This is a genomic window from Mycobacterium uberis, from assembly GCF_003408705.1.
In the GTDB taxonomy this organism is placed as follows: Bacteria; Actinomycetota; Actinomycetes; order Mycobacteriales; family Mycobacteriaceae; genus Mycobacterium; species Mycobacterium uberis.
The window spans coordinates 81,086-99,391 of the sequence record NZ_QAYL01000002.1; the positions used below are offsets into that span (position 1 = coordinate 81,086).

16 protein-coding genes, 1 tRNA gene and 2 pseudogenes are annotated in these 18,306 nt (G+C 57.7%); 11 read left to right on the plus strand and 8 right to left on the minus strand.

All coding sequences use genetic code 11. The features are described from left to right. The first annotated feature begins 44 nt into the window (after positions 1-44). From nuoH to nuoN, 7 genes are read left to right on the plus strand one after another with little or no spacing between them, the layout of a single operon-like run. Complete coding sequence (gene nuoH, locus MUBE_RS02405) at positions 45-1,265, plus strand: NADH-quinone oxidoreductase subunit NuoH (RefSeq protein WP_116539503.1); 1,221 nt, start codon at positions 45-47, stop codon at positions 1,263-1,265. Then, entirely contained in the window at positions 1,258-1,824 is a 567-nt protein-coding gene (gene nuoI, locus MUBE_RS02410) for an NADH-quinone oxidoreductase subunit NuoI (RefSeq protein WP_243632769.1), read from the plus strand. Before nuoH ends, nuoI begins: the two co-directional genes overlap by 8 nt. Continuing rightward, positions 1,820-2,611: an NADH-quinone oxidoreductase subunit J gene (locus MUBE_RS02415; protein ID WP_116539504.1), complete on the plus strand. Its 792-nt coding sequence runs from the start codon at positions 1,820-1,822 to the stop codon at positions 2,609-2,611. The genes nuoI and MUBE_RS02415 overlap by 5 nt, the downstream gene beginning before the upstream one ends. Continuing rightward, positions 2,608-2,907 carry an NADH-quinone oxidoreductase subunit NuoK gene (gene nuoK, locus MUBE_RS02420; RefSeq protein ID WP_116539349.1) on the plus strand — a complete coding sequence of 100 codons (300 nt, stop codon included), beginning with the start codon at positions 2,608-2,610 and terminating at the stop codon, positions 2,905-2,907. Before MUBE_RS02415 ends, nuoK begins: the two co-directional genes overlap by 4 nt. Positions 2,908-2,917: 10 nt before the next feature. After that, complete coding sequence (nuoL, locus tag MUBE_RS02425; protein WP_116539350.1) at positions 2,918-4,822, plus strand: NADH-quinone oxidoreductase subunit L; 1,905 nt, start codon at positions 2,918-2,920, stop codon at positions 4,820-4,822. After that, on the plus strand, positions 4,819-6,372 hold the full coding sequence (locus MUBE_RS02430; protein ID WP_165849651.1) for an NADH-quinone oxidoreductase subunit M: 1,554 nt from the start codon (positions 4,819-4,821) through the stop codon (positions 6,370-6,372). Before nuoL ends, MUBE_RS02430 begins: the two co-directional genes overlap by 4 nt. A 2-nt stretch (positions 6,373-6,374) precedes the next feature. Then, on the plus strand, positions 6,375-7,982 hold the full coding sequence (nuoN, locus tag MUBE_RS02435) for an NADH-quinone oxidoreductase subunit NuoN (protein ID WP_116539352.1): 1,608 nt from the start codon (positions 6,375-6,377) through the stop codon (positions 7,980-7,982). Between the two features lie 182 nt (positions 7,983-8,164). Here the strand turns inward: nuoN and MUBE_RS16830 are convergent, their stop codons facing one another. From MUBE_RS16830 to MUBE_RS15395, 3 genes and pseudogenes are all read right to left on the minus strand, one after another. Next, a complete protein-coding gene (locus MUBE_RS16830) occupies positions 8,165-8,482 on the minus strand; it encodes a hypothetical protein (protein ID WP_243632770.1) in 318 nt (105 codons plus the stop codon). Further along, positions 8,424-9,214: pseudogene (locus MUBE_RS16835) on the minus strand (DUF58 domain-containing protein); the annotation flags it as partial. The gene MUBE_RS16830 and the pseudogene MUBE_RS16835, both read right to left, overlap by 59 nt. A gap of 165 nt (positions 9,215-9,379) precedes the next feature. Beyond that, on the minus strand, positions 9,380-9,547 hold the full coding sequence (locus tag MUBE_RS15395) for a hypothetical protein (RefSeq protein WP_165849642.1): 168 nt from the start codon (positions 9,545-9,547) through the stop codon (positions 9,380-9,382). Between the two features lie 198 nt (positions 9,548-9,745). On the opposite strand from MUBE_RS15395, the gene MUBE_RS02450 reads away from it, so the two are divergent. The 3 genes and pseudogenes from MUBE_RS02450 to MUBE_RS16840 all read left to right on the plus strand — a co-directional run. Beyond that, the gene (locus MUBE_RS02450; protein WP_116539353.1) at positions 9,746-10,549 is read left to right on the plus strand and encodes a universal stress protein; all 804 of its coding nucleotides are present in this window, start codon (positions 9,746-9,748) and stop codon (positions 10,547-10,549) included. Between the two features lie 32 nt (positions 10,550-10,581). Further along, complete coding sequence (locus MUBE_RS02455) at positions 10,582-11,229, plus strand: response regulator (RefSeq protein WP_116539354.1); 648 nt, start codon at positions 10,582-10,584, stop codon at positions 11,227-11,229. Positions 11,230-11,275: 46 nt separating this feature from the next. After that, positions 11,276-11,955: pseudogene (locus MUBE_RS16840) on the plus strand (GAF domain-containing protein); the annotation flags it as partial. On the opposite strand, the gene MUBE_RS19735 reads toward MUBE_RS16840, so the two are convergent. The 3 genes from MUBE_RS19735 to MUBE_RS16855 form a co-directional block, all read right to left on the minus strand. Next, the gene (locus tag MUBE_RS19735; protein WP_243632771.1) at positions 11,902-12,354 is read right to left on the minus strand and encodes an erythromycin esterase family protein; all 453 of its coding nucleotides are present in this window, start codon (positions 12,352-12,354) and stop codon (positions 11,902-11,904) included. The pseudogene MUBE_RS16840 and the gene MUBE_RS19735 overlap by 54 nt on opposite strands. 178 nt (positions 12,355-12,532) lie before the next feature. After that, entirely contained in the window at positions 12,533-13,219 is a 687-nt protein-coding gene (locus tag MUBE_RS19740; RefSeq protein WP_243632772.1) for a phosphoribosyltransferase, read from the minus strand. 124 nt (positions 13,220-13,343) lie between these two features. Beyond that, positions 13,344-13,514: an Hsp20 family protein gene (locus MUBE_RS16855; protein WP_243632773.1), complete on the minus strand. Its 171-nt coding sequence runs from the start codon at positions 13,512-13,514 to the stop codon at positions 13,344-13,346. Positions 13,515-14,073: 559 nt separating this feature from the next. On the opposite strand from MUBE_RS16855, the gene MUBE_RS19260 reads away from it, so the two are divergent. Next, a complete protein-coding gene (locus MUBE_RS19260) occupies positions 14,074-14,175 on the plus strand; it encodes a hypothetical protein (RefSeq protein ID WP_341537689.1) in 102 nt (33 codons plus the stop codon). A 915-nt stretch (positions 14,176-15,090) separates the two neighbouring features. On the opposite strand, the gene MUBE_RS02480 is transcribed toward MUBE_RS19260, so the two are convergent. Both MUBE_RS02480 and MUBE_RS02485 read right to left on the minus strand, forming a co-directional pair. Next, positions 15,091-15,164, minus strand: a tRNA-Met gene (locus MUBE_RS02480). Positions 15,165-15,305: 141 nt separating this feature from the next. After that, the gene (locus MUBE_RS02485) at positions 15,306-18,284 is read right to left on the minus strand and encodes a UPF0182 family protein (RefSeq protein ID WP_116539357.1); all 2,979 of its coding nucleotides are present in this window, start codon (positions 18,282-18,284) and stop codon (positions 15,306-15,308) included. Positions 18,285-18,306: the final 22 nt, after the last annotated feature.

Consider the following 18,306-nt stretch of genomic DNA (forward strand, 5'->3'; position numbering starts at 1 on the left):
CCGATATTGACGTGCACAAGCGCGCCTTCGCGCGAGGCAACCGCATGACAGCCTTTGGACACGACCCCTGGTGGCTGGTGCTAAGCAAGTCATTTGCCATCTTCGTGTTCCTCATGCTCACGGTGCTGGTGGCGATCCTGGCCGAACGCAAGCTGCTGGGCCATATGCAGCTGCGGCCAGGCCCAAACCGAGTGGGTCCGAAAGGCGCTCTGCAGAGCCTGGCAGACGGAATCAAGCTGGCACTTAAGGAAAGCATCACCCCCAGCGGTATCGATCGGTTCGTGTATTTCATGGCGCCGATCATCTCAGTGATTCCGGCATTCACCGCGTTTGCGTTCATCCCGTTCGGCCCTCAGGTGTCGGTGTTCGGCCATCACACACCATTGCAGTTGACAGACCTTCCGGCCGCTGTGCTGTTCATCCTAGGGCTCTCAGCGATCGGGGTGTACGGCATCATGCTGGGCGGTTGGGCGTCAGGCTCCACCTACCCGCTGCTGGGCGGCGTGCGATCCACTGCCCAAGTCATCTCGTATGCGGTGGCGATGGGGTTGTCGTTCGCGGCAGTCTTCCTTTACGCCGGTACCATGTCAACGTCCGGAATCGTCAAAGCCCAGGAAGACATCTGGCACGTATTCCTGCTGCTGCCGTCGTTCATGATTTACCTCATCTCGATGGTAGGTGAAACCAACCGGGCCCCATTCGACTTACCCGAAGCCGAAGGTGAGCTAGTAGCCGGTTTCCACACCGAGTACTCGTCGCTGAAGTTCGCGATGTTCATGCTCGCCGAATACGTCAACATGACAACGGCTTCAGCGCTGGCCGCAACGATGTTCCTTGGCGGTTGGCATGCTCCGTGGCCGCTGAACCTATGGGCAGAAGCCAACGTCGGCTGGTGGCCCGTAATTTGGTTCACAGCCAAGGTATGCGGATTTTTGTTTGTCTATTTCTGGCTGCGAGCATCACTGCCCAGACTGCGCTACGACCAGTTCATGGCGCTGGGCTGGAAGTTGCTGATCCCCGTCTCGCTGGTGTGGGTGATGATCACGGCAGTGATCCGTACCTTGCGTAACCAGGGTTTCCAGCAGTGGACCCCGGTGCTGGTCATCAGCAGCATTGTGGTTGCCACAGCGCTGCTGCTATCGCTACGAAAGCCGTTCAGCGTTGCCAGCACTCGGGCACCGCAGCGCCGCCCGATGGCCGCAAATCCGTCATTCCCGACACCGCCGCTACCAGTCGGTGCAAGCAAGGAGAAAGCAGGTGGCTAGATTCTTAGACGCCGTAGCGGGATTCGGTGTAACGCTCGGTTCGATATTCAAAAAGACGGTCACCGAGGAGTACCCCGAGAAACCAGGCCCGGTTGCGCCACGCTACCACGGCCGTCATCAACTCAACCGGTACCCAGACGGTCTGGAGAAATGCATTGGCTGCGAGCTGTGCGCGTGGGCCTGCCCAGCCGACGCAATCTACGTTGAGGGCGCAAACAATACCGAAGAACAGAGATTTTCGCCGGGGGAACGCTACGGTCGAGTGTACCAGATTAACTATCTACGGTGCATCGGTTGCGGTTTGTGCATCGAAGCTTGCCCGACCAGGGCACTGACAATGACCAACGAATACGAAATGGCCGGTGACAACCGCGCCGATCTGATCTACGAGAAAAACAGGCTGCTGGCCCCGCTGCTGCCGTGGATGACCGCACCGCCGCACCCGAGAGCACCAGGCATCACTAATAAGGACTACTACCAGAGCAACATGACATCAAATAGCTTGCGAGAGAAGAAAAAACCAAGACCAAAGCCGGAGAAGCCCAGTGACCGCGATTGATCTAGCAGCTCATCTTTCTACTGCCACCATCGTTCGAACCTCCACTGGCGAAGCGGTGACGTTTTGGGTGTTAGGCACACTGGCGCTGGTCGGCGCGATCGGAGTGGTGTTGTCGGTCAACGCGGTCTATTCGGCGATGTTTTTAGCGATGACAATGATTATTCTGGCGGTGTTTTACATGATCTCCGACGCACTGTTCTTAGGTGTGGTGCAAGTCGTGGTATACACCGGCGCGGTTATGGTGCTGTTTTTGTTCGTGCTCATGCTAATCGGTGTCGACTCCGCGGAGTCCCTGAAGGAGACGCTACGCGGACAGCGGGTCGCCGGGGTGATGGCCGGCGTCGGGTTCGGCGTATTGTTAATCGCTGCTATTGGCAACGTGTCAACGAACGCAAGTTTCTCCGGCCTGGCCGCAGCCAACGCCAATGGCAACATTGAGGGCTTAGCGGCGCTGATCTTCTCGCGCTATTTGTGGGCGTTCGAGTTGACCAGTGCGCTGCTGATCACCGCCGCCGTAGGGGCGATGGTGCTGGCGCATCGGGGACGTTTCGAGCGTCACAAGACCCAGCGGGAGCTCTCGCAGGAACGCTTCCTTCCCGGCGGGCATCCCACCCCGCTTCCCAGCCCGGGTGTTTACGCGCGCCAGAACGCGGTGGACGTGGCCGCGCTGCTCCCCGATGGCTCCTACTCGGAGCTATCTGTATCACGGATATTACGGGCCAGTGGGGTGGACGGTCTGGAAATGCCCTCGGCCTCGGTGGAGGTGATCGAGGGAGGGGCACCGTGAATCCAGCTAACTACCTCTATCTTTCAGCCCTGCTGTTCACGATTGGAGCCACAGGAGTGCTGTTGCGCCGCAACGCCATCGTGATGTTCATGTGTGTCGAGCTGATGCTCAATGCGGTCAACCTGGCGTTCGTCACCTTCGCAAAGATGCACGGCCACCTGGACGGGCAAATGATCGCGTTCTTCACGATGGTAGTGGCCGCCTGTGAAGTCATCATCGGCTTGGCCACCATCATGACGATTTCCCGTGCCCGCAAATCAGCTTCTGTCGACGACGTGAATCTACTCAAAGGCTGAGAACGCTACCGTGACAAGTTTTTGGGGGACTCAACATGCCTGGCTGCTCGTGGCACTGCCACTGGTAGGCCCCGCAATCTTGCTACTAGGCGGCAGACGCACCGATCCGTGGGGCCACTGGCTGGGTTGCGCCACTGCAGTCGCGGCGTTTGGCGTGGGCGTAACACTACTCGTCGACATGGTCGGCCGCGCCGGAGATGACCGCGTCATCCACCAGAAGCTGTTCAGCTGGATCCCGGTCGGTGAGCTCCAAGTCGACTTCGGACTACAGGTCGACCAGCTGTCCATGTGTTTCGTGCTGCTGATCACCGGTGTCGGCTCGCTAATCCACATCTATTCGATCGGCTACATGGCCGAAGACCCAAACCGACGCCGATTTTTCGGGTATCTCAACCTGTTTCTGGCCTCGATGCTGCTGGTGGTGGTCGCTGACAACTACTTAGTTCTCTATGTTGGCTGGGAAGGCGTAGGCTTGACCTCCTACCTGCTGATCGGTTTCTGGTACCACAAGCCGTCGGCGGCCGCGGCAGCCAAGAAAGCATTCGTGATGAACCGGGTCGGCGACGCCGGGCTCGCCGTCGGTACGTTTCTGATGTTCAGCACCTTCGGCACGCTGTCGTACTCCGGTGTGTTCGCCGGAGCACCCGCTGCAGGGCGCGGCCCGCTGACCGCGATAGGGCTGCTGTTGCTGCTGGGCGCTTGCGCTAAGTCTGCACAGGTTCCACTGCAGGCTTGGCTGGGTGACGCAATGGAGGGTCCCACTCCGGTGTCCGCGCTGATTCACGCCGCCACTATGGTGACCGCCGGTGTGTACCTGATAGTGCGGTCGGGCCCGTTGTACAACTTGGCACCGGACGCACAACTGGCCGTGGCCATCGTCGGTGCCGTCACGTTGCTGTTCGGGGCATTCATCGGCTGCGCGAAGGATGACATTAAACGCGCGCTGGCGGCATCGACGATGAGTCAAATCGGCTACATGGTGCTGGCCGCGGGGTTGGGCCCAGCCGGCTACACGTTCGCCATCATGCACTTGCTTACCCACGGTTTCTTCAAGGCCGGCCTGTTCCTCGGGTCAGGAGCAGTGATTCACGCAATGCACGAAGAGCAAAACATGCGTCGATACGGCGGTCTACGGGCCACACTGCCGGTTACTTTCGCTACGTTCGGGCTGGCATATCTGGCAATCATCGGTGTGCCCCCGTTCGCGGGCTTCTTCTCCAAAGACGCCATCATCGAGGCAGCGCTAGGCATCGGCGACACTTACGGTTTCATGTTGGGCGGCACCACGTTGCTAGGTGCAGGTGTCACCGCATTCTACATGACTCGAGTGATGCTGATGACCTTCTTCGGTCAAAGCCGTTGGGCGCCAGGTACTCATCCGCACGAAGCACCGAAAATGATGACGTGGCCGATGATCTTGCTTGCCGTCAGCTCGGTGTTCTCCGGCGGTCTGCTGACTTATGACGGCACCCTGCAGCATTGGCTCGGTCCGGTGGTCGGCGTTCATGACGAAGCTACCCACACCTTCCCGTCCTGGATCAGCACCACGGCGGCGTTGGCCGTCGTCACGGTCGGTGTTGCGGTGGCGTACCGGATGTACGGCGGCAAGGCGATCATACCCCAGGTGTCCCCCGTCCAGGTTTCGGTGCTCACGACGGCCGCACGCGCCGACCTTTACAGCGATGCTTTCAACGAGGAGGTGTTCATGCACCCCGGCGCGCAACTTACCGATGCACTGATCACAGTCGACAACGTGGGTGTAGATGGCTTGATCAACACGCTAGGTACACTGGTGGTCCGAACCTCTGATCGACTGCGGGGATTGCAAACCGGCTTCGCTCGCAACTACGCGTTGTTGATGCTGGCGGGCGCAGCGCTAGTGGCAACGCTGATCCTAGCGGTGAGGTTCTGGTGAACAACATACCGTGGCTGAGCATACTGTGGCTAGTGCCATTGGCAGGTTCGGTGTTGATCATCCTGCTCCCCTCTGCACTTCGACAGCTTGCCAAATGGACCGGCCTGGTGGTCAGTATGTTGGTGCTAGCAGTTGCGATCATCATCACCGCTGACTTTAAAACCGATGGTGCAGCTTACCAATTCATCGAAAGCCATCGATGGATACCGGCGTTTGGGGCCGGCTACACCCTTGGCATGGATGGCATCGTGACAGTGCTGGTGCTGATGACCGCGGTGCTGATTCCACTGCTGTTGATAGCCGGCTGGAGCGACGGTGGGCAGTGCACTCGGGGCGTGCAAACCTACGTCGCTCTGACACTGGCCGTCGAGTCGATGGTGCTGATCTCGGTGACCGCATTGGATGTCTTGCTGTTCTATGTGTTCTTCGAAGCCATGCTTATCCCGATGTATTTCCTCATCGGCGGCTTCGGTCAAGGTCCCGGCCGATCACGCGCCGCGATAAAGTTCTTGCTGTACAACCTGTTTGGTGGGCTTATCATGTTGGCAGCGGTGATAGGGCTATATATCGTCACCGCGCAACACAGTACTGGCTCATTCGACTTTCAGGATATCGTAGCAGGTTTTGCGTCCAAACGCTACAATGCAGATCCCGCGGTAATTAAGGCACTGTTCTTGGGCTTCATGTTCGCATTCGCGATCAAGGCCCCGCTGTGGCCATTCCACCGCTGGCTGCCGGACGCCGCAGTCGAGGCCACACCGGTCACCGCGGTGCTGATGATCGCCGTGATGGATAAGGTCGGCACATTCGGTATGCTGCGCTACTGTCTACAGTTGTTTCCTTCTGCCTCAACGTATTTCCGGCCACTGATCGTCGTGTTGGCCGTCACCGGAGTTATCTACAGTGCGATTGTAGCTATCGGCCAGACTGACATCATGCGGGTGATAGCATACACTTCGATTTCGCACTTTGGGTTCATCATCCTCGGGATCTTCGTGATGACCAGCCCAGGGCAGAGCGGGTCGACGCTATACATGCTCAATCACGGCCTGTCCACAGCCGCGGTTTTCTTGATCGCGGGCTTCCTAATAGCACGGCGCGGCAGCAGAGCGATTGCCGACTACGGCGGCGTGCAGAAAGTGGCTCCGGTTCTAGCCGGCACCTTCATGGTTTCGGCCATGGCGACCTTGTCGCTGCCCGGTCTGGCCCCATTCATCAGCGAATTCCTGGTCCTGTTAGGAACTTTCAACCGCTACTGGCTGGCGGCAGCATTTAGCGTTACCGCCTTGGTCCTGTCGGCCATCTACATGCTCCTGCTCTACCAGCGGATAATGACCGGGCCGATAGCCCGAGGCAGTGAACAAATCGGCGATTTGACGCCGCGTGAAATCATTGTCTTAGCACCGCTAATCGCGCTGCTGATCGCGCTCGGAATCTACCCTAAGCCGGCACTAGACCTGATCAATCCCACAGTCGAGAACACCATGATCACTATTGGCCAGCATAATCCCGAACCAAACGTGCCGCCCAAGACAGCCGAAGGACCGTAACGATGAACCTGCCAGCCCCCAGCATCGAGTATTTCCTGCTATGCCCGATGCTCATCGTCTTTGCCGTCGCAGTTGCCGGTGTTCTGGCTGAAGCGTTCCTGCCCAGGCGAATCCGTTATAGCATCCAGGTAACGCTTACGCTCAGTGGCTTGATCGCAGCGTCCCTTGCGGTCGTCTTAGTGGCAAGGTCGATTCCGGTGTCCGGTCGCACAGCAGTGTTGGGCGCCATCGCCATTGACCGACCGACGCTATTGCTACAAGGCACTGTACTGCTGGTCGCTATGCTGGCAGTCATCTTTATCGCCGAACGCACTGTAACCGAGCACACCACCAAATCCACAGTGGCGATGAGGATCAGAGCCACTTGGCACACAGGCGGATTGGATTCTTTTACTTCGCAAGCATCTGCGGTCCCGGGCAGCGAAGCCGAACGCGAAGCGCAGCACGCTGGCGTCACCCAGACGGAGCTTTTCCCATTGGCAATGTTGGCAGTTGGCGGCATGATGGCATTTCCAGCGTCTAATGACCTATTAACAATGTTCGTTGCGCTGGAAGTTCTATCGTTGCCCTTATACCTGATGTGCGGACTGGCCCGTCATCGCCGCCTGCTGTCACAGGAAGCTGCGATGAAGTACTTCCTACTAGGCGCGTTCTCGTCGGCATTCTTTCTTTACGGCGTGGCGTTGCTCTACGGTGCTACCGGCACCCTGACCCTGATTGGCATCCGCGATGGACTGTTCACGCGCAGTAACAATTCGATGGCGTTGGTCGGCGCCGCACTGGTGTCGGTTGGTCTGCTGTTCAAGGTCGGCGCGGTCCCGTTCCACTCTTGGATACCCGACGTCTATCAAGGTGCGCCCACTCCGATTACGGGATTCATGGCGGCAGCTACTAAGGTTGCGGCGTTCGGCGCCCTGCTGCGGCTGTTCTACGTCACACTGCCTCCGCTGCATGACCACTGGCGCCCGGTACTGTGGATAATTTCTATCCTGACCATGGCAGTCAGTACCATCACTGCGGTGAACCAAACCGACGTCAAGCGGATGCTGGCCTATTCATCGGTCGCGCATGTCGGGTTCATCCTCACCGGGATGATCGCTGACAACGCGGCGGGACTGTCTGCGACGTTGTTCTATTTAGTCACCTATAGCTTCAGCGCCGTAGGTGCATTTGCAGTCGTCGGCCTGATCCGCAACCGCGACGGCTCAGCAGGTTCAGAGGACGCCGACCTGTCCCATTGGGCCGGACTGGGACAACGCTCACCCCTTGTGGGCGTGGTGTTGTCCATCTTTCTGCTCGCTTTCGCCGGCATTCCGCTGACGAGTGGATTCGTCAGCAAGTTCTCGGTCTTCAAGGCGGCCGCGCAGAGTGGAGCAGTACCGCTGGTCATTGTCGGGGTGATCTTCAGCGGAGTCGCGGCGTATTTCTATGCGCGAGTGATTGTATTTATGTTCTTCACCGAAGCATCCGACAAAACACCACAAGTGGCGCAGCCAAGCTTCTTGAGCAAATTTGCCATCGCAGTCTGCGCCGCAGTCACAGTAGCGGTGGGTATCACACCACAACCGCTACTAGAATTGGCGGATCGAGCCGCCCACCTGGCGCACTGAGCCTCGTGTCAGACCACGAGTGGGCAGGCGGCCAACGCATAGATCACCAGTACAGCGAGCGACACTAACCAAAGGCAACCAGGACAATTTCAGCGGGAACAACGTCACAACCAACCTCGATGAACATAAGCAACAATTGTCGGTCAGCTTCTCGAAAAGGCGACAGGCATGTCAGCCGCCAATCAGAATACCAGGTAGGTACACAGTCCGGATAGTGCAACAAGCTCTTGCGACGGATTAGACCCCACTATCGTGCACACCGACAGCAATACGGCAAGCGTTGCGGCCGATCGAAACGCAGTAGCTACCACCACGCCAATCACGGCTACTGCGGCTACGACAGCTGCTAGCCCGTTGGATCCGACGGCGGCCGACCCCGCCACCAGAAGGCTGAAAACGGCCGACAAAATTTGGATAACGAGTCGCGGGATCAAGGTCATATCATTGCTTTCCGCATACCGGTCCCGGCATCCGACGGTGACAGTGGGGAACACACCCATCAACTACTTCAGGCTGTGATCCCTTGCCCGGACAGTGCATAGACACCCGCAGTGGCCATGTCACGCTACATAACAGAGCGCTGCAGCGCTCACATCCGAACCACTAGGGGATCATACTCACCTTCGAACGGGGAGCCGTCCAGAACGTCGACGGCGACCACCACATGGCCACATTTGCGGAGTTCAATAAACGCCAACGTGGATTCCGTGTCGAGCCAGGTGGAGAAAACGCAACAACTAGCGCCCCAGCGGGAGCGGCTGCGCTCGGCACCAATATTCCAGTCTATGCTTTTCTGTTTTCAAATCAGTCACCAGCGCCGAGCGCGGTATCGAGCACCCTTATAGAATATGGTGCCGTCCCATATCCGTGCCAAGCCATCGCGGAGGAGTACCTCCAAATGCGACAATCCCAGCACAATCACCGCGTCACAGCGCGGTCTGCACCACCTAAGTTGCGCCGCGCACGACTCGCTCGGTGGCTTCAATAGCTGCGTAACGTGCAATTGGCCGCGGCGTACACTCACTGGCCAGTTCACGATACACAATTAGCTACCAAACACTATAGGGGCGAATGTCGGCGTATTCGACACTCGGGCCTATGCACCGGACCAGGTGGGCACCCAGGCGATCAAATAACTCAGTCCGAGGAGTTGGTGATGAAGGCATCGGCGTTAACAGAAACACGACGACAGAGGCCGCGTCGGCGGTACTCGTTCCCGTCAGCAGCCCACCGGGCACGACCGCAGTGATTCGGATCCAGACGAAGTAGAGGCTGCAGCATTCTGTCACTGTGGGCAAACACGTGACTCAAATCCGAATCGACAACTGGACGGTTAGGCAACAAGCAGGTGCACGTGGTCGGCCTCGCCGTTGAACTAAACCAACTCGGCGTCGAGATCAGAGCAAACCGTGTACATGGCGTGCTTGGTAAAAATGAAAAAGGATACCCATCACCAAGAATCCAAAGATCATCATCGAGGCCACACTTTGAACCCGGCCTTTGCCGATCAGCGGTTGCGCGGTTGCCGGCTTCAGGTGCCGCGATTGTGCTGCCTTGGGTTCCATGCCATGATCCCTTCGCCAAAGGGTATCTGTCTCCTCCCAGCCGGGTTGCACGTCAAATTCGGCACTTATGTCGCACACTACCGTCGCCGTGGGCGGACCAATGACTTCAGAAACTCAGTGACCGATGGCCCTGGGAAATGCCGGCAACCGCACCTACCATGCGGCTCAGCAATAGAATTATTCGCAGAGGAGTCCAAGATGCGTGACGTTCAGTCAGACCCGTCTATTATCGTCGGCGTCGACGGATCACGGGCGGCGAATAACGCGACCGTCTGGGCTGTCGACGAAGCCGTCAGCCGCAACATCCCGCTACGCCTCGTTTACGTCATTGATACGGCAGATTTGTGCGGTGCCGACGTGGATCACCGTCAATTCGCTGCCGCGCATGCGGCGTTGTACGATGCTCAGCGAGCCGTCCAGGCCACCGGCGAACCAGTCAAGATCGAAGTCGAGATCATGTCGGGAACGCCGCTTCGCGAACTGATCGGCAAGTCGCGATCGGCGGTTATGACGTGCGTCGGGTCAATAGGGATGAAACACGCATGCCGTGGCATAAGTTCGGTCGCGGTGGGCTTGACCGCGTGGGCCCGGTGTCCGGTGGCCGTGATCCGCACACAGCTACGCTGGCCGACAAACCACCAACTTGGCAGTATTGTTGCTGAGGCAGATCACAGTCTGGTGCTGCGACACGCTTTCGAAGAGGCGCGACTGCGCGTAGCGCCACTGCGTGTCGTCGCCTCATGGCGAGCAGAGACCCCCGATGACCTGCCTGACGGAAGTCGTTTGGTGCAAGCGCACCTGAATCGTCGGATCTCACCATGGCGGAAGCTGTATCCGGACGTGGACGTCGAGCCAGTAGCAGTCCGCGGCAGCATTTGCAGATACCTCACCGAAAACGCAGAGTCTGTCCAGCTCTTCGTTTCCGGCTCCGGCGGCCACGCTTGCGAATTACAGGCAGACAGCGACGGATGCTCTGTCCTTACCGTGCGCCAGAGCCACTGATCGGGATTTCGTGTATACCAGAAGCGCCTGCCATGGTGAGGGTCTTTTTGGTCGACGACCACAAGGTGGTCCGGCGCGGCATCGTCAACTTGCTCGGGTCGGACCCCGAGCTCGAAATCGTCGGCGAGGCTGGCTCGGTCGCCGAAGCGATGACGCGGATACCGGTGGCACGGTCCGATGTTGCGGTGCTCGACGTTCGACTGCCCGACGGCAGCGGAATCGAGCTGTGCCGCGATTTGCTGTCGGACTTGCCCGATGTGCGTTGTCTGATGTTGACGTCGTTCACGTCCGACGAAGCGATGCTCGATGAGGTGTTGGCCGGGGCCAGCGGATACGTGGTCAAAGACATCAAGGGCATGGAGCTGGCACAGGCGGTCAAAGACGTCGGCGCCGGAAAATCGCTACTGGATGACAGGACGACAGCAGAACTGATGGCGAAACTCCACAGCGCTGCGGAACCCACCGATCCGTTGTTTGGGTTTACCGACCAGGAGCGCACTCTACTCAGGTTGCTCAGTGAAGGGCTGACTAACAAGCAGATCGCCACGCGCATGTTCCTTGCCGAAAAGACGGTGAAAAACTATATGTCGCGTTTGCTGACCAAGCTCGGAATGGAGCGGCGGACCCAAGCGGCGGTATTTGCGTCTAAGCTGAATGTTAGCGAACGGTTAGAAAATTAGCTGGGAAGAACGCTCCCACGATGCCACTAGGTTCATATGAATTCATATGAACAAGGCAGTTGACCTTCGCGGCGGTGCGCATCAGCTGCGCGACACCTTATCGCAGCTGCGGCTGCGAGAGCTGCTGATCGAGGTCCAAGACCGGATCGAGCAAGTCGTCACGGGACGCGACCGGCTTGACGGATTGGTCGAGGCCATGCTGGTCATCACCTCGGACCTCGATCTGGATGCCACGCTGCGCACCATCGTGCACACCGCCATCGAGCTCGTCGACGCCCTGTGAGCGATACACGACCAGGTCCAGCAGGTGGTGAAGTTCGTATAGGAGAGCGTCGACGAGAAAACCGCTCAGTGGATCGGCCGACTACCCTAAAGCCGCGATGTGGTGGGCCTACGTATAGACGACCCCAAATCCCTTCGACTGTACAACATCGCCGTGCACCCCACCTCGGTGGGCTTCCCACCTAACTATCCGCCGATGCGAACCTTTCGTGGGATGCCGATTCACATCCGCGGCGGGACGGTATCCAGCAACCTCTATTATCTGGCAGAGAAGGCCGATGGGCAACCGTTTACCGAGAACGATGAGGCACTGGATCCAGGCGCTGGCCGCTGCGGCCGGCATCGCGATCTACAATATCTACCTCTACCAGCAACGACCGGACTCGGCAATCATGGATCGAGGCCACCCGCGATATCGCCACCAAGTTGTTCTCCGGCGCCGAACTCCGCAGCAAATCGATAGACCTGACCGTCGTCGAATGAGGCGTGGCCGAAACATGCGTAGTGCTGGCAGTCCCGGGCCGCAGCAGTGGAATCGATCGTGTCAAGATAGGCGATCATTTCGCTCATCGAGCGATACAGGCTGTAAAGATCCAAATCGTAAATCCGGATTCCTGACAGTCGGCCAACCGGCATTGTTGATTGTGACCGTGCAGCCATTCGGTTAATTTCACAGACCACGACGTTACGCCATATCCAGGTAGGGAAACGTTCAAACCCGCTCAGCGCCTCATCGGCATTCTTGTCGTCGCCAAGTCCACGAACATACCGCTTAATCGGTAGATGTTGTGCCAGAAGAATTCCGCGGCGACAACGCAAAAGTCCATCTGCTCGATCAGCCATTTCGTGGTGATGCACGCCTCGTAGAACTCAATGCGTGCTGTGTGAACTTTCGTCTATTAAAACAATCCGTTCATCCCCGATCAGTTTTTCCAAGGTGTCCGCCAGAGAAGTACCAGCCGGTTTCTCGACAGCGACGTGTCTGATCATCTCCGCTGCGGTGGCTTCGGGTTGGTGACCGTTACTGCGGCACCCATGGTGGAGTGGCCAGTAGTTTCCTAACTTCTTCATCGCTGGTCTGGCGGAAGTCCCAAAATGACTCTCCCACAGCGACAAAAGGTGTCGGCATAGTAGCGCATACAACGTCGTCGACAATGCCGGAGAATTCACGGCAGGTCAATTCCGGGGCCGCTGGAACGGCGATCACGATCTGCGTAGGCTCGATTTCGCGCACTGCTTGCACCGCGACGAACATACTCGCCCCAGTGGCCAACCCATCGTCGACGAGGATGACGGTCTTTCCGGCCACGTCGGCAGGAGGCCCTCCGTTGCGATAAGCGTATTCACGCCGAATCAGCTCACGCTCTTCGCGTTCGGCGATATCGTGTAACTGCTGAGGCGTGATCCGCAGTAACCGCACCACATCGTTGTTGATGACGACGCGACCACCACTGGCCAACGCGCCGACCGCAAACTCTTCGTGTCCAGGTGCACCCAGTTTGCGCACCACAAAGGCATCCAGCGGTGCCTGCAGTCTGGCTGCAACCTCCCACGCGACGGGTAGTCCTCCACGTGCCAGTCCCAACACCACTACATCTTTTTGGTCGTGATAAGCGCCCAGCAGATCGGCCAGCACCTGGCCCGCCTCTCGACGATCGCGGAACACACGTCGAGACGCGCGCCTCCCTAAGTCAGCCGTTCGAGTCATGACCGGCCGCCTGCAGAATTCGAAGTCTGAAGTCTCATAATTATTTGCTTTCTCGTGCTCGCGGCCAGTAATAAATCGCTAACGCGGTCCCGGAGCGCCACTGCTCCGGGACCGCAAAGTCACGTCAACTCGCGGATTGGATCTGGATGTACTTTTCGTTTTCGATGGGCTTCGCTTCGGTGACTGGTACGGGCATGATGAGAACCCCCTTGTGGTAGATAGCGTTGATGTCATCTCCGTTGGCGCCAGACTGTAGGAGAATTTCAGACCGTCCGTCGAATTCCTTAATTCTCACTGTGCTCCTCTTTGATCGTCAATAAAACCATCATGTACGGTGACGTCTACGTCCTTGAGCGAATCGATACCTGGGATCTCGGCATTTACCCGTCTTCATCTCACCTTCCAGCCACATTATCCGACTCTCGAAAACCGGCTACAAACCGGCGAAGCACTCGGACAACTCTGTAAAAAGCAAAGGCGTACGACGCCGAACAGGAAGAGTTGTCATAATGTCTCCTCAGGCCTTAGGGGAACTGACAATTCGATCAGATCACTTGACCGGTAGACGCGGTAGGGAACAAAGCCCTGCGTTGCAGGGCTATTCGTCGGCATGATCATCGGCGATGGTCGTCGACTGGGACCTGGAGCGCTGGCGGCAACGTGCAGTTCAGTCAACAAAACTGAAGTAGAATATGCCCATCGTTGTTAGAGTTAATACCTCTTGACGGACAACAGTCTCACTTTACTACTGTGTTGAAGGTGATCGATGTAGGTAAGGTAATGGAGTACGCTGTTCCCTACCACATTCAGGAATTTTGGTCGGTGTCGACAGGTCATCCTCGTCGGTGGTAGCGGTGCGACGGTCCGTACACGAAGCGCCAATGCATAACAGCCCACTCACTCTCGCCCACATGGTAGCAGCACCACCGGTTCTCGGCACGCCAGTCGTCATGTAACCCACGGCCCTCATCCTGGCCAAGTCCGTCGAACAGCGGAAAGAACGACCCGGCACCCCGCAGCTTGGGGGTCTGCACCTCACTATCGCCAGCCGTGGTCGACACCGTCTTAGACCAGTACCCTATTGCGGTGCGTACTACACTCACCGGTGTGCTCATAGCGGCCAGCGTTGATCACCTCAGTCACTTCGTCCTCGATCAGCGTCTGCCAGACCCGCGCGGATCAGCTTGGCGAATACCGACCCGGAATCAACAGACTGCAATGCATCAGGCCGATGCAATACAAGCAGAATGCTCCTAAAGCATCGCGCAGTGTGTCTTTTCGTGAATCACTTTGGTAGGTAACTGACTGACCACTACGCGATGGCCCACCCCAACACCGGCAACAACACACCCAGCAGGACCTATTCAATCCCGGTTCGGTCTCAGCCCCCAAAACCCCGCTGCCCCAGGTACTTACCCCGCACCTTGGTGCCAAATTCCTTGCCGATGATGGCCGACTAGCACTCCTGATCGATTCGGGTACTGCACTCAACCAGGTTGACAGCTGAGCCGTACCGAGCACATACGCAGCATTGACGCAGTATGTCTTCAGGGCGTTACGTTCCGCTGTTCACCTGTGCACGCAACCTTCCATTACGATGCTTTCGAGACGACAAGCCACCTCGATGAAACTCTCGAAGTCCTGCAACACGTTTGCTGCTTAACGAAAAACCTATAGAAAACTATGTTTTGGCAAACGATGACTGAAGCGGCATCGAAGAAAAGGTGCGCTATACACGCAGTACAAAAGGAAGGAACCTAGCGATGGAGAAAAAGAACAATTAACTCGAAAGCCTAGCTAAATTAACAAAATCTACAGAAAACTAACATGAAAACGACCCCGGAGAAATCCCCAAAAGCCATTCCCGCTCGTAGCGGGGACAGGATTCGAACCTGCGACCTCTGGGTTATGAGCCCAGCGAGCTACCGAGCTGCTCCACCCCGCGTCGGTAAATGCAAGACTACCGAACATCTCCGAAGGTCACCAAATCGCCTGCGCACGACGAGTGTGTGTAAAATAGGCCAAAGTTTACGGCGTGCCAGTGTACAGACACAGCCGCTCGTGGGCGGCAAGGCCATCCACTGACCTATTTGGCGTTATTGAACTTGGTGATGGCGTCGTCGAGCCGCTGTAGCGCCGAACCGTAGGCGGCAAAGTCACCTTTCTTCTGCGCGTCGCGCACCGCACCGATCGCCACCTGGACCTCTTGTAGTGCTGCGGCCCTGGCGGCCGACAACGCGACCGACCCTTCCGGAGCCGGCGGCACCACTGCGCCAGGACGAATCGGCGATCCCCCGTCGTCAACCGACGCCGGGGCGCCCACAGGCGACCTTGGCGATACCGCTTCGGCGGGCTCGATGCCGGTAGCTGCAGAAGCCGCGTCGGGCCCGAATAACCCGGTGAGCGCATCCCCGACGGTGGGACCGTACCCGATCTTGTCGTTGTACATCATAGCCACGCGAATCAGACGCGGATACGATGAGGCGGCATCACTGGCACCTGGAGATGCATAGACGGGTTCCACGTATAGCAGTCCACCCTGAGCCACCGGCAGCGTCAGCAAGTTACCCCACCGGATCCGGTTTTGGTTGTCCCGCCCGATCACACCCAGATCTTGGGATACCACCGGATCGGTGGTGATAGCGTTATTGGCCAGTTTGGGGCCGTTAACATTGCCAGGAATGGTCAACACAGTGATCTTGCCGTACGTTGCAGGATCCGAGCTGGCGCTGATGTAGGCGGCCAGGAAGTCCTGCTTGAACCTATTCATCGCACTGGTTAACTGGTATGACGCAGAATTGCCATTCTTGAGAATGTTTTTCGCAACAATGTAGTACGGTGGTTGATAACTGCTGGCGGTGGGATTCGGATCCAGTGGCACATCCCAGAAATCTGATGTGTTGAAGAATGTTCCGGGATCGTTGACATGGTATTTAGCCAGCAGCATCCGCTGGACCTTAAACAGGTCCTCGGGATAGCGTAGATGCTCAGCCAGTTCGGGCGTGATATCGGCCTTGGGCATAACGGTGCCCGGAAAAACCTTCATCCACGCTTTCAGCACTGGGTCCTGCTCATCCTGCTGATACAGCGTCACAGCACCGTCATAGGCGTCCACGGTGGCCTTCACCGAGTTCCTGATGTATGCAACCTGCTTATCGGGCGCCAATCGATTGAAAGCCACCTCGGTGGAGTCGGCGGTAGCCGACGACAGGGAGGTGGGTTCGGCGTAGGGATAGTTCTCCAGGGTGGTATAGGCGTCGATGATCCACACCAGTCGCTTGTTCACGACAGCCGGATAGACACTGCTGTCAGTCGTCAACCAGGGTGCCACCGCCTCCACCCGCTGCGCCGGATCACGATTGAACAATATCTTGCTGTTAGAACCAATCACACTGGAAAACAAGAAGTTTCTCTCCGCGAATTTCGCGGCGAACACACTGCGGGATAGCCAGCTGCCGATCGGGACTCCCCCGCTGCCGGCGTAGGTGTATCTCTTGGTATCGGTGTTGGTCTCGTAGTCGTATTCGCGGTCATCACCATTTTTTCCGACGATCGCATAGTCGGCGGAGGTATTGGAGATCACCGGCCCGAAGTAGATGCGGGGTTGATCCAGACGCGCCGGCCCGTCAGATATGACAGTGCCGTTCCCAACGACGTTTACTAGAAACTCGGGGTAGCCCCCGTTCTGGTTCGGGTCATTGGCGATACCGCGTACGGTGTTGGCCGGCGACGCGATAAATCCGTTCCCGTGCGTGTAAACGGTATGTCGGTTGATCCAGTCACGTTGATTATCAATCAACCGATCTGGGTTGAGTTCACGCGCCGCCACGACATAGTCACGCAGGTTACCGTTTTTGTCAAAGTAACGGTCGATCGACAGCTGGTCAGGGAAGTAGTAGAAGTTCTTGCCCCGCTGGAATTGGGTAAATGCGGGGCTAACAATCGTAGGGTCGAGTAGCCGGATGTTCGACGTGGTAGCGCGATCGGTGGCGATCTGCTGAGCAATCGCAGGCGTGTCGCCGGTGTAATTACGATAGGTTACCACGTCCTCGGTCAAGCCATAGGCTTGCCGGGTCGCGATGATACTTCGACTGATGTACTCGCTTTCCTTGCGTACCGCATCCGGCTTGGCGATGAGCTGTTCGACGATCAACGGCCAGCCGGCACCCACGATCAACGATGACAGTAACAGCAGGACCAGGCCGATGGCCGGAATCCGCAAGTCCCGCAACGTGACCGCGGCAAACACGGAGGAAGCGCAAATCAGCGCGATCGCCATCAGGATCAACTTGGCGGGCAGCACCGCGGTGATATCGGTGTATCCGGCACCGGTGAACGGCTTACCGCTACGCGTATGTGACAGCAGCTCATACCTGTCAAACCAATAGGCAACGGCCTTGAGCAACACCAGCACACCGATCAAGCTGACCAACTGGATACGCGCCGCGCGGCTTAGCGCGCCGATGCGTCCGGACAGCCGGATGCCACCGAAGATGTAGTGCGTCACCAGATTCGCGACAAACGCCAGAAATACCGCGATGAACATATAGCTGAGCACTAGCCGATAGAACGGTAGTTCGAACGCATAAAATCCGAGGTCCTTGCCGAATTGTGGATCCTTGACACCAAAATCATCGCCGTGCAAGAACAGTTGGATCCGAACCCAGTAGCTTTGCGCGATAATGCCGGCCAACAGGCCAATCGCTACCGGGATCCCGATGCTCACGAGCCGTAGCCGTAACAACACCATGGCGCGATACCGCGCCACCGGGTCGTTGTCGTGACTCGGGACGAAGACCGGGCGGGTGCGGTACGCAAGCGCAAACCCGGCAAACACAATGCCGCCGACCACCAGCCCGGTGACTCCGAGCACCACAATGCGGGTAACCATCACAGTGCTAAACACCGAACGGTAGCCAAGCTCACCGAACCACAGCCAGTCGACATACGCGTCGACCAGTCGCGGACCAGCTAACAGTAACACGATCACACCCGGTACGACCATGATCAGGGTCCAGCTACGCCGAGTCAGTTTTGACATCCCTGCTGCGGGCCGCATCCCCACTAGCTACGCTCCCTGCTCGATT

Bases quoted from the DNA above. Each gene is read 5' to 3' on its own strand.
- nuoH (WP_116539503.1), top strand. From the start codon at position 45: ATGACAGCCTTTGGACACGACCCCTGGTGGCTGGTGCTAAGCAAGTCA.
- nuoN (WP_116539352.1), top strand. From the start codon at position 6,375: ATGAACCTGCCAGCCCCCAGCATCGAGTATTTCCTGCTATGCCCGATG.
- MUBE_RS16830 (WP_243632770.1), bottom strand. From the start codon at position 8,482: ATGGGTGTGTTCCCCACTGTCACCGTCGGATGCCGGGACCGGTATGCG.
- MUBE_RS15395 (WP_165849642.1), bottom strand. From the start codon at position 9,547: ATGGAACCCAAGGCAGCACAATCGCGGCACCTGAAGCCGGCAACCGCG.
- MUBE_RS02450 (WP_116539353.1), top strand. From the start codon at position 9,746: ATGCGTGACGTTCAGTCAGACCCGTCTATTATCGTCGGCGTCGACGGA.
- MUBE_RS02455 (WP_116539354.1), top strand. From the start codon at position 10,582: ATGGTGAGGGTCTTTTTGGTCGACGACCACAAGGTGGTCCGGCGCGGC.
- MUBE_RS19735 (WP_243632771.1), bottom strand. From the start codon at position 12,354: ATGGCTGATCGAGCAGATGGACTTTTGCGTTGTCGCCGCGGAATTCTT.
- MUBE_RS19740 (WP_243632772.1), bottom strand. From the start codon at position 13,219: ATGACTCGAACGGCTGACTTAGGGAGGCGCGCGTCTCGACGTGTGTTC.